General features: G+C 68.4%; 14 protein-coding genes. 2 read left to right on the top strand and 12 right to left on the bottom strand.

Annotation, left to right across the window (positions count from 1 at the left end; all coding sequences use genetic code 11):
* Positions 1-49 precede the first annotated feature (49 nt).
* The 3 genes from ACFW3F_RS02790 to ACFW3F_RS02780 form a co-directional block, all read right to left on the bottom strand.
* Complete coding sequence (locus ACFW3F_RS02790) at positions 50-931, bottom strand: endonuclease domain-containing protein (RefSeq protein WP_388054083.1); 882 nt, start codon at positions 929-931, stop codon at positions 50-52.
* Positions 932-1,191: 260 nt separating this feature from the next.
* A complete protein-coding gene (locus tag ACFW3F_RS02785; RefSeq protein ID WP_388054081.1) occupies positions 1,192-2,355 on the bottom strand; it encodes an acyl-CoA dehydrogenase in 1,164 nt (387 codons plus the stop codon).
* Between the two features lie 170 nt (positions 2,356-2,525).
* Positions 2,526-3,221, bottom strand: coding sequence for a TetR family transcriptional regulator (locus ACFW3F_RS02780; RefSeq protein ID WP_388054079.1), 696 nt, complete (start codon positions 3,219-3,221; stop codon positions 2,526-2,528).
* Between the two features lie 158 nt (positions 3,222-3,379).
* Here ACFW3F_RS02780 and ACFW3F_RS02775 point away from each other — a divergent pair, with 158 nt between their 5' ends.
* Together ACFW3F_RS02775 and ACFW3F_RS02770 are read left to right on the top strand one after the other, a co-directional pair.
* The gene (locus ACFW3F_RS02775; protein ID WP_388054077.1) at positions 3,380-5,458 is read left to right on the top strand and encodes an acyl-CoA dehydrogenase; all 2,079 of its coding nucleotides are present in this window, start codon (positions 3,380-3,382) and stop codon (positions 5,456-5,458) included.
* Between the two features lie 169 nt (positions 5,459-5,627).
* Positions 5,628-6,332 (top strand): hypothetical protein, encoded by a 705-nt coding sequence (locus ACFW3F_RS02770; RefSeq protein WP_388054075.1) that lies wholly within the window; start codon positions 5,628-5,630, stop codon positions 6,330-6,332.
* Here the strand turns inward: ACFW3F_RS02770 and ACFW3F_RS02765 are convergent.
* From ACFW3F_RS02765 to ACFW3F_RS02725, 9 genes are all read right to left on the bottom strand, one after another.
* Positions 6,314-6,970 carry a DUF3093 domain-containing protein gene (locus tag ACFW3F_RS02765; protein ID WP_388054073.1) on the bottom strand — a complete coding sequence of 219 codons (657 nt, stop codon included), beginning with the start codon at positions 6,968-6,970 and terminating at the stop codon, positions 6,314-6,316. The two genes, ACFW3F_RS02770 and ACFW3F_RS02765, sit on opposite strands and share 19 nt — an antisense overlap.
* The gene (locus ACFW3F_RS02760; RefSeq protein ID WP_388054071.1) at positions 6,967-7,398 is read right to left on the bottom strand and encodes a hypothetical protein; all 432 of its coding nucleotides are present in this window, start codon (positions 7,396-7,398) and stop codon (positions 6,967-6,969) included. The genes ACFW3F_RS02765 and ACFW3F_RS02760 overlap by 4 nt, the downstream gene beginning before the upstream one ends.
* Complete coding sequence (locus ACFW3F_RS02755; protein ID WP_388054069.1) at positions 7,395-8,171, bottom strand: hypothetical protein; 777 nt, start codon at positions 8,169-8,171, stop codon at positions 7,395-7,397. Before ACFW3F_RS02755 ends, ACFW3F_RS02760 begins: the two co-directional genes overlap by 4 nt.
* Positions 8,172-8,239: 68 nt before the next feature.
* Positions 8,240-9,217 (bottom strand): porphobilinogen synthase, encoded by a 978-nt coding sequence (gene hemB, locus ACFW3F_RS02750; RefSeq protein ID WP_388054067.1) that lies wholly within the window; start codon positions 9,215-9,217, stop codon positions 8,240-8,242.
* Positions 9,218-9,234: 17 nt separating this feature from the next.
* Entirely contained in the window at positions 9,235-10,926 is a 1,692-nt protein-coding gene (locus ACFW3F_RS02745; RefSeq protein WP_388054065.1) for a uroporphyrinogen-III synthase, read from the bottom strand.
* 46 nt (positions 10,927-10,972) lie between these two features.
* The gene (gene hemC / locus ACFW3F_RS02740) at positions 10,973-11,917 is read right to left on the bottom strand and encodes a hydroxymethylbilane synthase (protein ID WP_388054063.1); all 945 of its coding nucleotides are present in this window, start codon (positions 11,915-11,917) and stop codon (positions 10,973-10,975) included.
* A complete protein-coding gene (locus ACFW3F_RS02735; protein ID WP_388054061.1) occupies positions 11,914-13,293 on the bottom strand; it encodes a glutamyl-tRNA reductase in 1,380 nt (459 codons plus the stop codon). Before ACFW3F_RS02735 ends, hemC begins: the two co-directional genes overlap by 4 nt.
* Positions 13,290-14,093 carry a redox-sensing transcriptional repressor Rex gene (locus ACFW3F_RS02730; protein WP_388054165.1) on the bottom strand — a complete coding sequence of 268 codons (804 nt, stop codon included), beginning with the start codon at positions 14,091-14,093 and terminating at the stop codon, positions 13,290-13,292. Before ACFW3F_RS02730 ends, ACFW3F_RS02735 begins: the two co-directional genes overlap by 4 nt.
* 151 nt (positions 14,094-14,244) lie before the next feature.
* Positions 14,245-14,499, bottom strand: a complete 255-nt coding sequence (locus ACFW3F_RS02725) for a glutaredoxin family protein (protein ID WP_388054059.1) — start codon at positions 14,497-14,499, stop codon at positions 14,245-14,247.
* Between the last annotated feature and the right edge of the window lie 37 nt (positions 14,500-14,536).

Genomic DNA, 14,536 nt, shown 5'->3' with positions numbered 1-14,536 from the left:
CGTGCGTCCGATCCCGTCGACTGTGCGTCGCAGATCGACGACACAGTGATCAGTACGCACCTCGTGCCTTCATCGCTTTGATGATCTCGACGATGATCCCGAACGGCTCGTCACGAAGGCGACGCCGGTCGACCCGGATCATGATCCACCCCTGCTCACGCAGTGAAGCGTCCCGCGCTTCATCCCGAGCACTCTGCTCCGGTGACGAGTGGAAGTCCTCGCCGTCGTACTCGACGCCTATCTTCAATGCTTCGTATCCCAGATCGATTCGCGCGAAGGGGTTTCCGCTTCGATCGGTCACGACGATCTGCAGATCCGGTGTGGGAAGCTCCGACCGGAACATGAGGAGCCGCACCCAGCTCTCGGGTGGAGACTCGGCTCGGTCGTCGATCAGAGAAGCGAGCTCACGGATCTGACGGACATGGCGTCGTCTCCGTTGAGCATCGGCGTAGCGGGCGACGGCCAGGTTGTCCAGATCGGTGGCCCTGGCCAGGGAGTCGAGATAACCGAGCGCAAGCCAGGCCGGCTGCATGCGACCGATGTCAAAGGCCGTCCGGAGGGGTGTCGTGACCCGCACGCCGTCGACAACGCACCAATCCGACGGGTCGATGTCGAATCGGTGAGTAATGGTTCCCTTGGCGGGCCGTCCTGATCCGTTCGCCGGTCGGACGAGTTCGATGGTGAAGTCGTCGTCGTACCACGCCGATCCGAGAAGTATCGACGCCGCCATCCCCGCCACGACGGGCTCGCCTTGCGCACTCGCAGCGACTCCGAGAATGCGCTGGCGGGCGGTGAGCAAGGTCGACCGCTCGATGAAGTTGCTGCCTCGCAGATGCCGGAACCCGGCGTCGAACTGATCCGACGTCCCTTCCCGGAGCACCACCTCGTTGCGCGTGGTCAGGGAAACGGGACCGGTCTCGAATGTCGTCATACTCACTCGGACGCAGCGGAGGCCATCTTGGTTTCATGTGCCCACCCGAGCACGGGCACGGTCGACCGCAGGCCGCCGACCCGAAAGCTCTACAGCCGACGAAGTCGGACGCACAGTCAACGCGAAACGATGCACGGTCAACGGAATCCGGCGCACAGTCGACGGGAGCGGGCGGTACGAAACGACATTCGCCCCGCCGGTCGAAACCGGCGGGGCGAATGTCGTTGGTTTCGACGCGGCTCAACCAGCGGGGTGGGCGATCAGCGCAGCAGCGCGCGGCTCATGACGACGCGCTGGATCTGGTTGGTGCCCTCGTAGATCTGGGTGATCTTGGCATCACGCATCATCCGCTCGACGGGGAAGTCGCGGGTGTAGCCGGCGCCGCCGAAGAGCTGGACGGCGTCGGTGGTGACCTCCATCGCGACGTCGGAGGCGAAGCACTTCGACGCCGAGGAGATGAAGCCCAGGTTCTTCTCGCCGCGCTCGGCGCGGGCGGCCGAGGTGTAGACCATGAGGCGAGCGGCCTCGACCTTCATCGCCATGTCGGCGATCATGAACTCGACGCCCTGGAACGAGCTGATCGGCTTCCCGAACTGCTTGCGGTCCTTGACATATGCGATCGCCTGGTCGAGTGCGCCCTGCGCGATGCCGACGGCCTGCGCGCCGATGGTCGGGCGGGTGTGGTCGAGGGTCTGCAGCGCGGTCTTGAAGCCGGTGCCCTCGTCGCCGATGATGCGGTCGAGCGGGATGGTGCAGTCCTCGAAGTACAGTTCCGCGGTCGGCGAGCCCTTGATGCCGAGCTTCTTCTCCAGCGGGCCGACGGTGAAGCCGGGGTCGTCCTTGTGCACCATGAACGCGGAGATGCCGTTGGCCTTCTTCTCCGGGTCGGTCACGGCCATGACGGTGTACCAGGTCGACTTGCCGCCGTTGGTGATCCAGCACTTGGAGCCGTTGAGCACCCAGTTGTTGCCGTCCTTGCGCGCACGGGTCTTCATGCCCGCCGCTTCGGAGCCGGCTTCACGCTCGGACAGTGCGTACGACGCCATGGCCTCACCGGAGGCGATGGACGGGAGCACTTGCTGCTTGAGCTCGTCGGAGCCGTTGAGGATGAGGCCCATGGTGCCGAGCTTGTTGACGGCCGGGATCAGCGACGACGAGGCGTCGACACGGGCGACCTCCTCGATGACGATGCAGGCGGCGATGGAGTCGCCACCCTGGCCGCCGAACTCCTCGGGCACGTGGATGGCATTGAAACCCGACGCGACGAGGGCGTCGAGGGCCTCCTGCGGGAATCGGGAGTTCTCGTCGACGTCGGCGGCGTGGGGCTCGATCTCCTTCTCCGACAGCGCACGGATCGCCTCACGCAGCGCGATGTGCTCTTCCGGGAGCTCGAAGACGTTGAAGTCGGGATTTCCGTAACCCATGACAACTCCTCACGGCACCTGAGGTGCCTGTTCGTTCCCGGCACGCATGTACCGGCAGATGTTGACGACCAGTGCAACACGGCACTCAGTGCCATGTCAATCCACGCGAACCCTTACCCCGCCGATTGTCCTGGAATCGGCGACGAATGTCCCGCGGCTGTTCGCGAGACTCAGCCCTCGCCCAGCTCTTCGGCCACCCGACGTGCGACTTCCGCCGGTGACGTCCCCGTCGGATAGGTGACGACAGTGACCCGTCTGTCCGATTTCTGCGCCGCCGGCGACCCACCCGGGCCGCGCCCGGCACCGAGTGCCATCGCAACTCGGGACAGCTCCACACGCAGCCGTTCCGGTGTCGCCCGGTCGTCGCCGCGGATCATCTGCCTGAGCAGGAAGTTGTGGGTACCCGTGACCGCCGCGACATAGGCGACCACGTGAACCGGAGACTCATCGGGCAGCCGTGCGCGCAGGAACTCCTCGAAGGCGCCCTGGTACCGATACGTCGTCACCAGTTCGCGATCGCGCAGCGCCGGTACCTCCTGCACCACCTGAGCCCGGCGCACCGCGAGGTCCCGGTCGCGGACGAAATGAGCGAAGACCAGTTCGGCCGCGCCACAGACTGCCAGCCAGGGGTCGTCGTCGGAGTCGGCGAGCCGATCGCCAACCTGCGCGAGCAGCGACTCGTGATCGGCGAAGATCACGTCCTCCTTCGACCCGAACTGCCGGAAAAACGTCCGACGTGACATGCCCGCGGCGGCCGCGAGCTGGTCGACCGTCGTCGACTCGTAACCGTGCTCACTGAACAGCCTGATCGACTCGGCGACGACGCGCGTGCGGAACGCGGCCGGATCGGTGTCCGCGACTGACATGGGTCAAGTATCACCACACCGAGTCGACGCGGCCTGCGGGCCGGTCCCGAGGAGGGGGTTCGGTGCCGACCTGCGCAGCGGATCGGTGCGCATTACTCATCAGTAGCGACCGCCACAAAAGCTGGGTCCGACGCCAGGTCACTACGTACGGTGGAGCCATGGCAACCCCCACTGCTCCCACCGAGAAGACTCCCACCGAGAAGACTCCTTCGACGACGAGTCCGACTCCCATCGCCACCGAACCGACCGTCGACGACCCGGTGACGCCGGCCTCTGTCTCCGCCGACGACGAACTGTCCGCGGACGAGCGGGCCCTGCTGGTCGACAATCTGCGGTTCGTCCTCGACGGTCGCTGGCGGACGACGAGGGAGACGGTGCGGGCGAACTCGAATCGCGCCGACCTGCTGCCCGATCCGGCTCGGACACTCGACGAGGCCCGCGCCCACACCCTCGAGGTGATGCGCGATCTGGCCTCCCAGGGTTTCGCAGCCGCCGGTTTCGCCGAAGACCACGGCGGCAGCGGTGACATCGGCGCGTCGATCACCGCCATCGAGATGCTCGGCTATGCCGACCTGTCCCTCATGGTGAAGGCGGGTGTGCAGTGGGGCCTCTTCGGCGGCGCCGTCGAGAACCTCGGCACCGCACGGCATCACGACAAGTACGTGCCCGGGATCATCGACCTGAGCGTCCTCGGTTGCTTCGCGATGACCGAGACCGGGCACGGCTCGAACGTCCAGGCCATCGAGACCACGGCGACCTACGACCGCGATGCCCGCGAGTTCGTGATCAACTCCCCGACCCCGTCGTCCCGCAAGGACTACATCGGCGGCGCCGCCGCGCACGCCCACTACGCCGCGGTGTTCGCACAGCTCGTGACCGGCGCACCCGACGAAGAGGCCGAAGGCCGTGGCGTGCACTGTTTCGTGGTGCCGATCCGCGACGAGGACGGCAACGACCTGCCCGGTGTCACCACCAGCGACTGCGGATACAAGGGCGGACTCGCCGGCGTCGACAACGGCCGGATCATGTTCGACAACGTCCGCATCCCCGCGGAGAACCTGCTCAACCGGTACGCCGACGTGGCCGAGGACGGCAGCTACAGCTCGCCGATCGAGAACACCAACCGTCGCTTCTTCACCATGCTCGGCACGTTGATCCGTGGTCGGGTGAGTGTCGCGGCGACCGCTGGCGCCGCCGGCCGTAAGGCGCTGGCGCTGTCCACCCGCTACGGACTGATCCGCAAGCAGTTCGAGGCGCCCGAGGGCACCGACGAGATCACCGTGATGGATTACCTCGGACACCAGCGAAAGCTGTTGCCCCTCATCGCCAAGTCGTACGCGATCGGCTTCGCGCAGAACGAGATCGTCGACGAGTTGCACGAGGTGCAGTCCGTAGCCCCCGACGACTCCGATGCCGGACGTCAGCGCCAGCTCGAGGGTCAGGCCGCCGGCCTCAAGGCCTACGCCACCTGGCACGCGTCGCACGCAATCAATGTCAGTCGCGAAGCCTGTGGCGGCGCAGGTTATCTCGACGAGAACCAGTTGTCGATCATGCGTGGCGACATCGACGTGTTCACCACCTTCGAGGGCGACAACACGATCATGACGCAGCTCATCGCCAAGGAGCTGCTGTCGGCGTACTCCGAAGACGTGCAAGGACTCTCGGCCGGCGGCTGGGTGCGGTTCATCGCCGGGATGGCTCGCGACGTGGTGGCCGAGAAGACTGCGGTCCGGCAGGTCGTGCAGACCCTGCTCGACGGTTCCGACGAAGACACCGAGAAGTCGGCACTCACCGACCGCAGCACGCAGATCCGGTTGTTCCGCAACCGCGAGGATCACCTCGTCCGCACGTGTGCGCAACGTCTCCGCCGCGCCCTCGACGACGACAACAACGCCTTCGAGGTGTTCAACAACGCGCAGGACCACCTGTTGAAGGTGGGACACGCCCACATCGAGCGCGTCGTGCTCGAAGCCTTCGTCGAGGCGATCGAGAACTGCGATTCGCGGTCCGCAGCAGACCTTCTGGGCAAGGTGTGCGACCTGTACGTCTACTCGGCACTGGAGGACGACCTCTCCTGGTTCATGATGCACCGTCACATCTCGGTGGAGCGTGCCAAGGCGATCCGCCGCGGCGTGAACGAGCTCTGTCAGGAACTGCGCCCACACGCACGCTCACTCGTCGACGCATTCGGTGTCCCGGAGGAACTGCTGCGCGCGCCCATGCTGCAAAACGGCTGACTCCCGGCCACCGAGACCAGGGCGGCCACCGTCGACAAGACGGTGGCCGCTCGTCGTTCTCGGTGCCGGAGTTTGACCATCGGCGACGGGGGCATACTGCCGCCGACTCCGCGGTGGAGACCTCGCTGCGGTCGGGCGCGCGTGCGTCCACTCGACAACCGGAGTATCCATGAGCGCACTTCCCGACCTCGTCTCCATGCCGTTCCGCTGGCTCAGCGCCCTCCGGCACGCCCGGGTGTTCCACCCCGACGGCCTGCTGTGTGGAGGCCGCGCCGCGCTGTCCGCCGACCACCCACTGCCCTTCCGCAGTGGCCCCGTGTCGGTGCGGGTGTCGAAGGGAATCGGTACCCCGGGTTCGCTCCCCGACATCGTCGGGCTGGCGATCCGTTTCCCGTCGACCGGTCAGGGCACGGTCGGCAACGGCGGCGTCTCGCCGTCGACCGACGCCGCCGGCGCCTGGGATCTCCTGCTCGCCGGACCGGCTCCGCTGGCCGGCCGCCTGCCCGTGCCTCTCCCGACGACGCACTGGGCCACCGCGGTGTCGAGCCTGACGCCCTACCGGTGGGACGGCGACCTGTACTGGATTCGTGCCCGCATCCTCGAACCATCGGATTCCGCTGGGCTGTCGATCGAGGACCTGGCGGCTCGACTACGCCGCAACGAACCGATCGTGATCGTCCTGGAGGCAGGTGCCAGACGGTTCGTACCCGTGGTCCGGATCGAACTCGACCACGTTCTCACCGGGCTCGACGTCGACTTCGATCCGATCCTGCACCGTCCGAGCGGCGTCGAGTTCGCGCCGTCCTGGCTCGGCGACCTACGCCGCCGCGCCTACCGCGACAGCCGGGACGGGCGTCACTCCGTCACGCCCTGATCTCCCGTCACGCCCTGATCCCCCGGTTTCCGTCCGGCATCCGGGGTCCCCCGCGGGGGCAGCCCCAAACGGACCGCCTCATGCGCCTGTGTGAGCTCGCTCCGCAGCCTCTCGACGTCCCGGGCCCATGCTTGCGCGAGCCTTCCCGATGTCAGCTCCACGCCGATGCCGCTGCGGCGTCGAGGGACGCCGTGCAGCTCGCCGAGCGCGGAGGCACTCTCCCAGTCCTCCGGGGTGTGGCCGTGATTGGGCGGGAAGATCTTCGCGATGTCGGCGAGCGGGGTCGTGACCGCACCCTGCCGCAGGGTGGTCTCGGTGAGTTCGACGCTGACGTGACGGCGGGCGGCGGACACCTGCACCAGGGAGAAGCCGAGCAGGAGCACGAAGAAGATCGCCAGCACCGGCCAGTGCACCTGACCGGGCCCGGCGACCTCCATCGCCAGGACCGACCCGACCAGGATCGGACCGATGAGGACCACCCACCAGCTGCCGCCGGATTCCGCGAACAGGACCTCCCCCGCGGGTTCGACGGGTTCGGGTTGTTCCATGGCGTCGTCTTCGGCGGCCTCAGGTTCTGCAGTGTCGGGTTCTGCAGTCTCGGGTTCTGCGGGCTCGCGGCCGTCCGGGTCGTCGGTCACGGGTTCTTCTCACGCGAGCGTGCCGGAGGCTCCGGGGCCTTGCCGGTGAACCAGGCCTCGGCGGGCGGCCGGTAGGCGAGCAACGACCCGAAGAGGCCGACGATCCCCGCGAGCAACGGGAACGCGAAGAAGTTCATCCCGAGGCTGAGGAACAGCAGCATGGCCACGACGACCAGGGTCAGCGCAGCCAGCGACGAGCGCCACCTCGCGTCCCCGGTGAATGCCTTGCTGCCGAGCAGGATGTAGGCGACGCCCACGACGGCGACCATCGCGCCCAGCACCCCGGATGTCACCGTCCCGGAGTCGCCGACCGCAGACACGACGACCACCAGCGCGCCGAGAGCGATCAGCAGCGCTCCCGAGGTCAACCAGCATCGGTAGGCCCAGACGACGAGTTTCGGACGCAGCGCCGGATCGGGACTTGTCACTGGTTCTTCGGTCCTTCGTTCTGATTCTCGGAGCCCGGGTTCTCGGGCCCCTCGGAGTGCGGGGTGACGCGCTCGGCCCATGGGTCGCTGTCACCATACGGCCTATTCTCACCGTACGGGCGATGGTCATAGGGGTTCTGGCCGTAAGGATTCTGGCCATACGGGTTCTGGCCGTAGGGGTTCTGTCCATACGGGTTCTGTCCGTACGGGCTCTGGCCGTAGGGGTACGGCTGCATCGGCGGGTGGACCGGCTGTGGTTTGCGCGCCTGCGCCATGGCGCGGCAGTACTTCTCGGAATCGCCACGCATCAGCAGCACGGTCGCACCGAGCGCCGCGACGCCACTGATCACCTGCGGGATCATCGCCCACGCCGGCGACGTGTCACCGAACAGCGAGAACAACAGACTGACCACGACGTAGACGCCCATCGCCGACAACACGACACGCGCCCAGTTGTAGCCCTTCCGGGTGAACCAGACGAACAGCGCGGTGATCGCGGTCAAGAACAGCGAGGTCGCGACCAGTACGCCCACTACAAAGCCCGACGAGGTCATGAAGTCCACCTGTTCGGGCGGGACACCCTCCTGCGGGGTCGCGCGCACCTGATCGCGGATCATGTCGACGAAGGTGCCCGTCTGCGCGAACAACGCCACGATCTGTCCGACGATCACCACCACCCACAACTCGACGGCGATGGAGACGGAGTCGGGGATCTTCGGTCGCGACGGCGCGCCGGGGTCGGACGCGGGCGCGGGGTCGTACGGTGCGGACATGGGACCAGCCTAGTGAACCGCGGGATCACCACGTGCGCCGTGCGCGGGTCACCCGCCGCGCGAGGGCGTCACGACAGGCGTCGGGCCACCTCGGCCGCCCAGTAGGTCAGGATGATCGACGCACCGGCCCGTCGGATGGAGGTCAGCGATTCCAGGATCGCGGCGTCCCGGTCGATCCAACCGCGTTCGGCGGCGGCGGTGATCATCGAGTACTCGCCGCTGATCTGGTAGGCCGCGACCGGGACGTCACTCAACTCGGCGACGTCGCGCACGATGTCGAGGTAGCTCATCGCCGGTTTCACCATCACGATGTCGGCACCCTCCTCGAGGTCCAGGCGGACCTCGCGCAGCGCCTCGACCCGGTTGGCCGCGTCCTGCTGATACGTGCGCCGGTCTCCCTGCAATGACGAGCCGACCGCTTCCCGGAACGGACCGTAGAACGCCGAGGCGTACTTCGCGGCGTAGGCCAGGATGCCGGTGTCGGTGAAACCCTGCGCGTCGAGGGCTGCGCGGATCGTGGCGACCTGGCCGTCCATCATCCCGCTCGGCCCGAGGAGATGCGCACCCGCTCGCGCCTGCGCCAGCGACATCGACACGTAGCGGTCGAGGGTCTCGTCGTTGTCGACGCGCCCCCGGTCGTCGACGACGCCACAGTGCCCGTGATCGGTGAACTCGTCGAGGCACGTGTCGGCCATCAGGACCGTGGTGTCCCCGAGGTCGTCGGCGAGGGTGCGCAGGGCCCGGTTGAGAATTCCGTCATCGGCGTCGGCGCCCGACCCGGTCGCGTCCTTGTCCTCCGTACGCGGCACACCGAACAGCATCAGCCCGCCGACACCGGCCGCGACCGCCTCGGCCGCGGCACCGCGCAGCGAATCCATCGTGTGCTGCACGACCCCGGGCATCGACGAGATCGCCACCGGCTCGTCGATGCCGTCCGCGACGAACATCGGCAACACCAGATGTCGCGGCTCCAGCGAGGTCTCGGCGACCAGCCGGCGCATCGCCGGGGTGGTACGCAGGCGCCGGGGCCGGATCACAGGTGGCATCGGGGTCTCCTTCGAGCTCACGAACGCGAGCGGCGAGACTTCTTGCGCGGGGGCGGAAGTGCACCCTCTGCCCGCAGCCGGGCGGCGTGCTCGGCAAGTGCGTCGACGAGCTCGAGCACCGATGCGTTCTCCGGCTGCACGTCCACCCGCAGCCCGAATTCCGTTGCGGTCTCGGCGGTCTTGGGGCCGATGCACGCGACGATCGTGCGCGCGTGCGGCTTCCCGGCGATGCCCACGAGGTTGCGCACCGTCGAGCTGGAGGTGAAGCAGACCGCGTCGAAACCGCCGGTCTTGATCATCTCGCGGGTCTCGGCGGGCGGCGGTGCCGCGCGCACGGTGCGGTAGGCGGTGACGTCGTCGATCTCCCAGCCGCGGTCGCGCAGACCCTCGGACAGCGTTTCGGTGGCGATGTCCGCACGCGGCAGCAGGATTCGGTTCACCGGGTCGAAGACGTCGTCGTAGGGCGGGAATTCCTCGAGCAGCCCCAGCGAGCTCTGCTCACCTGACGGCACGAGTTCGGGGTTGATCCCGAAGGACCGAACCTTCTCGGCGGTGGCCTCACCGACGCAGGCGATCTTGACGCCGGAGAACGCGCGGGCGTCGAGCCCGAACTCGGCGAACTTCTCCCACACCGCGCGGACCGCGTTGGTGGAGGTGAAGACCACCCATTGGTAGCGCCCGTCGACGAGGCCCTTGACGGCGCGTTCCATCTGCGCGGGACTCCGCGGCGGCTCGACCGCGATGGTCGGCACCTCCTTGGGCATCGCGCCGTGGCTGACGAGCCGCTCGCTCATGTCGCCGGCCTGGTCCTTGGTGCGCGGAACCAGAACGGTCCAGCCGTACAGGGCGCGCGACTCCCACCACGACAGCTTGCCGCGGGCGCCGACGACCTTGCCGACCGTGACGATCAGCGGCCCGGTGAGGGCGTTGCCCTGCTCGTTGAGCGTCGCGAGCGTGGCCTCGATGGTCCGCTGCGCACAGGTGGTGCCGTTGATGGTGATGGCGGCCGGGGTCTGGGGCGCCATGCCGTGCTCGGTGAGCGCGCTCGCGGTCTCGGCCAGATGGCCCGATGTCGCGTGCAGCACCAGCGGGCCCGGAGCGGCGGCCAGCGCCGCCCAGTCGACCTCGCCGCGCACATCGGCCTCGGTATGGGTGGAGCCGAGAGGCATGCCCGCGTAGCTCGGGACCACCGAGGCGGCCGGTAGACCCGGCAGCACCTCGAAGGTGACCGACGTGCGGGCGACGGCGTTGACCTCGGCGAGGACCGAGTCGGTCGTCAGCGGGTCTCCGGCGACCACACGCACGACATCGTCGCCGTTGCGGGCCGCGGCGACGAGCGTCTTGGCGACCTCGGCCGGATCGCCGAGCGCCGGGCGGACCACCGACTCCTCGTCGACCTGTCCGGCATCGGCCCTGCCGGCCTCGTCACCGACGGCCTGCGGCTCGTCGGCCGGCGCACCGGGCGTGGCCGCGGCGTCGTCGGCCGGTTTCTCGGCCTTCTTGGTGGATCGGCGAGTGTCGTCGGCGGGTTCGTCGCGATGCGCACTACCGATCAGCGACACCACCGGCGCGGGCACATCGGGGTCGATGTAGGCCGTGGTCGCGTTGGTGATCACGGTGCGTGCCCGCACGGTGAGCAGGTCTGGGTCGCCTGGACCCGACCCGACGAACAGGATCCGTCCGGGATTTGCCTTCTTCGTACGGCTCATGGTTCGCACTCTCCTGCCCTCGTGGAGGGCTGCAGTTCGTTCTCTGCTAGGGAGAGTTGACGAGTTCGCCCGCTCCCAGCTCCAGCAGTTCGGCGGCGAGATCCTTGCCCAGCTGAACGGCACGATCGACCGGGCCCACCACCGAAGCGCGGATCACGTCCGACCCGTCCTCGGCCGCCACCGCCGCACGGAGCGACAGTTCGGCGAAGATGCGCCCGTCCTCATCGATCGACTCGACCACCTCGGCAATCGCACCGACCGGCGCGGTACATCCGGCTTCGAGAGCCGCGAGTACCGCCCGTTCGGCATCAATGGCCGCGCGGGTGGACTGGTCGTCCAACTCGGCGAGAATTCTCACCAGTTCGGCATCGTCTGAGCGGCACTCCACAGCCAGTGCTCCCTGCGCCGGAGCCGGCAGCATGACCACCGGTTCGAGCGCCTCGGAAACCACTTCGGTCCGTCCGATCCGCACGAGTCCGGCGCGGGCGACCACGACTGCGTCGAGTTCGCCGCTGGCGACTTTGCCCAACCGAGAATCTAGGTTGCCTCGTAGGGGGCGGATTTCCAAACCGAGACCCAATGCTCTAAGCTGCGCCGCCCGCCGCGGGGCGGAGGTGCCGATGACCGAGCCGGGCGGGAGTTCGCCGAGCACGAGTCCGTCGCGCGCGACCAGGGCGTCCCGGGGATCGACGCGCGTCGGGACAGCCGCGATCGTGAGGTCGTCCTCGGGGGCAGTCGGGAGGTCTTTGTAGGAGTGGACCGCGACGTCGACCTCGTCGTTCCGCAGCGCGACGCGGATGGCGGTGGTGAACACGCCGACACCGATCTCGGCCACGGGCGCCGCCGAGGCGTCACCGGCGGTCTTGATGATGACCAGCTCGGCGGGATGCCCGGCGGCGGTCAGCGCATCGGCGATGGTCTGCGACTGGGTCCGGGCCAGCAGGGAGCCCCGCGTACCGATCCGGATCGGCGCGGTGGGAGTTTCGCTCATCGGTCACCCAGCTCGCCGGCCGCGTCGCCCGAAGGCAGGCCACCGAGATGATCGGGAGCCGAAACTGCCTCGGCTGCACCGGGTTTGAGTTCGAACAGCTCGCGTAGCGCCTCGGCGTAGTGGTCCCCGTTCGGGGTCGACGCCAGTTGCTTGACCCGCACGGTCGGTGCGTGCAGCAGCTTGTCGACGACGCGGCGGACCGTCTTGGCGACCTCGTCGCGCTGGGCGCCCTCGAGGTCGGGGAGGCGGGTCTCGAGCCGCAGGATCTCGGCCTCGACGACGTCGGCCGCGCGCTGACGCAGGGCCGCGACGGTCGGGGTGACCTCGGCCTGACGCTGATGAGTGAGGTAGTCGGCGAGCTCGGCGGCGACGATCGACCGGGCCGCGAGGGTGTCGTTCTCGGCGGCCTGGGTCTCGGAGTCGCCGCGCAGCCCCTCGATGTCGACGATGTGCACGCCGGGCAGCCGGGCCGCGGCGGGGTCCACGTTGCGCGGGAGCCCGAGGTCGCAGATGACGAGGGGCGCCAGGTTCGCATCGCGGGCGGCGAGTGCCGAGTGCACCGACCCCACGCCGACGACCGCGCCGATCGCGCCCGTACACGTGACGACGACGTCGGCGGTGGCCATCGCCTCGGGGAGGTCGTCGAGCCCGACGCCGCGGACGCTGATGCCGTGATTGGCGGCGATGTTGCCTGCGAGATGGTCCGCCTTGTCGACGGTGCGGTTCACGACGACCATCTCGGTCACGCCTTCGCGGGCCAGCTGCGCAGTGGCCAGACCGCCCATGGCGCCGGCACCGACGACGACCGCGCGGCGCAACCGGTGCGCACCGGTCGCGGGATCGGTGAGCAGCGTCTTGGCGCGGTGCAGCGCGACGGAGACCACCGAGGCACCCGCCCGGTCGATCCCGGTCTCGGTGTGCACGCGCTTGCCGACGCGCAGCGCCTGCTGGGCCAGCTCGTGCAGGACACGTCCGGCGGAGTCGTTGGCGTCGGCGCTGAGGTAGGCGTTGCGGATCTGGCCGAGGATCTGCTGCTCTCCGACGACCAGCGAGTCGAGACCGGCCGCGACGGTGAAGAGATGTTCGACGGCGGCCTCGGAGTAACGGACGTAGGCGTGGCGGGTCATCTCGTTGACGGTCATGCCGGAGTGGTCACCGAGGACCGTGCCGACCGCCTCGAGCGCCGGGTGGAAGGCGTCGACGACGGCGTAGATCTCCACCCGGTTGCAGGTGGAGACGAGCATGGCCTCGGAGATCGCCCGCGAGGAGAGCAGCTCGTCGATGAGTTTGGGGCGGTCGTGGTCGGAGACCGACAACCGCTCGAGCACCTCGACCGGAGCACTGCGGTGCGATACCCCGAACAACAGAACACTCACGCTGTCACCGTTTCTTCACCCATTGCGTTTCCCTGGTGCCCACGAGCCGGCTTCGTTCCGCGCGGCTCCTTGACGTCGTCGCGCGAGCCGCGAGAGGCCTGGAAAGCCAACACCTGTAGTTCCAAGGCTAGATCAACTTGTCTGACGACAACATCCGACTCCGCCGGAAGCGACACAGGCGTGACGTTGAGCACCTGCCGGACACCCGCGGCGACGAAGGCGTCGAACGCTCGCCGGGCGTCGTCGTCGGCCGTGGCGATCACCGCGATCTCGACCGTCGGGACGGCTCGTGCGCAGACGGTCGCGATATCGGTCAGCGGTGCGACCTGCGGACCGCCGGATTCCAGGACCGTGCCGGTCAGGGCGGGATCGGCGTCGAACATCGCGACGACCCGGAACCCGCGACCGAACCCGGCGTGCGACAGCAGTGCGCGGCCGAGCGAGCCGGCGCCCGCGAGTGCGACGGTGTGGATGCTGTCGGTGTGCAGGGTCATCGAGATCCGGGCGGTCAGGCGCCCGACGTCGTATCCGACCCCGCGGACACCGTTGGCGCCGACGTACGAGAGGTCCTTGCGCAGGATCGCGGGGTTGACCCCGGCCGCCGTCGCGAGTTCGCCGCTGGATGCCAGCAGGATGCCCCGGCGGCTGAACGAGCGCAGCACGTGGAGGTAGGTGGCCAGCCGGGCCACCGTGGGACCGGGGATGTCGGCGGGTGTGTCGGTGGTGGGTGTGGCGGTTACGGGTGCCACGGCAGACGCAGGAGGGTCGGCGTCAGCCGACTTCGCACGCTCCGCGCCCACACTCACTCCCGCACATCCGTCGGCGTCCACCAGACACCGAGACCCGACTCGTCCCAACCAACCGAGGATATAACTTGCCTGTGAATCTGTTCACAGGACCCCTCGGGGCCGGTCGTGCTGTGTTAGGCGTCGCTTCGACAGCGCGAGCCGGTCAGCGCCGCGGAGCGAGATCGGCCCGCAGCCGCGGTTCGTCGACCTCCCAGTAGCTGTGTTCGTCGCCGTCGAGGAGGACCACGGGAAGTCGGTCGCCGAACTCAGCGCGGACGTCCGGACGTCCCTCGTCGGCCGCCCGATCGACGTCGACCTCGGTGAATTCGACACCCAGCTCGGCGCAGATCCGCGTCAGGTCGGCGCGGGCCGCAGCACAGGCCTGGCACCCCGCGCGGGTCAACAGTTCCACCGTCATGGCGACCATCCTCCCAGCGTCCCCATCGGGCGATCAC

Origin of the sequence: Gordonia sp. NPDC058843 (assembly GCF_042743165.1) — a bacterium.
Lineage (GTDB): Bacteria > Actinomycetota > Actinomycetes > Mycobacteriales > Mycobacteriaceae > Gordonia.
The sequence above is the reverse complement of the archived record's forward strand: the minus strand, read 5'-3'. Positions and strand labels throughout refer to the sequence as shown.

What these genes read in the sequence shown, in the direction of transcription:
- ACFW3F_RS02790 (WP_388054083.1), bottom strand. Translation starts at nt 931, where the DNA reads ATGACGACATTCGAGACCGGTCCCGTTTCCCTGACCACGCGCAACGAG.
- ACFW3F_RS02785 (WP_388054081.1), bottom strand. Translation starts at nt 2,355, where the DNA reads ATGGGTTACGGAAATCCCGACTTCAACGTCTTCGAGCTCCCGGAAGAG.
- ACFW3F_RS02780 (WP_388054079.1), bottom strand. Translation starts at nt 3,221, where the DNA reads ATGTCAGTCGCGGACACCGATCCGGCCGCGTTCCGCACGCGCGTCGTC.
- ACFW3F_RS02775 (WP_388054077.1), top strand. Translation starts at nt 3,380, where the DNA reads ATGGCAACCCCCACTGCTCCCACCGAGAAGACTCCCACCGAGAAGACT.
- ACFW3F_RS02770 (WP_388054075.1), top strand. Translation starts at nt 5,628, where the DNA reads ATGAGCGCACTTCCCGACCTCGTCTCCATGCCGTTCCGCTGGCTCAGC.
- ACFW3F_RS02755 (WP_388054069.1), bottom strand. Translation starts at nt 8,171, where the DNA reads ATGTCCGCACCGTACGACCCCGCGCCCGCGTCCGACCCCGGCGCGCCG.
- hemB (WP_388054067.1), bottom strand. Translation starts at nt 9,217, where the DNA reads ATGCCACCTGTGATCCGGCCCCGGCGCCTGCGTACCACCCCGGCGATG.
- ACFW3F_RS02745 (WP_388054065.1), bottom strand. Translation starts at nt 10,926, where the DNA reads ATGAGCCGTACGAAGAAGGCAAATCCCGGACGGATCCTGTTCGTCGGG.
- hemC (WP_388054063.1), bottom strand. Translation starts at nt 11,917, where the DNA reads ATGAGCGAAACTCCCACCGCGCCGATCCGGATCGGTACGCGGGGCTCC.
- ACFW3F_RS02725 (WP_388054059.1), bottom strand. Translation starts at nt 14,499, where the DNA reads ATGACGGTGGAACTGTTGACCCGCGCGGGGTGCCAGGCCTGTGCTGCG.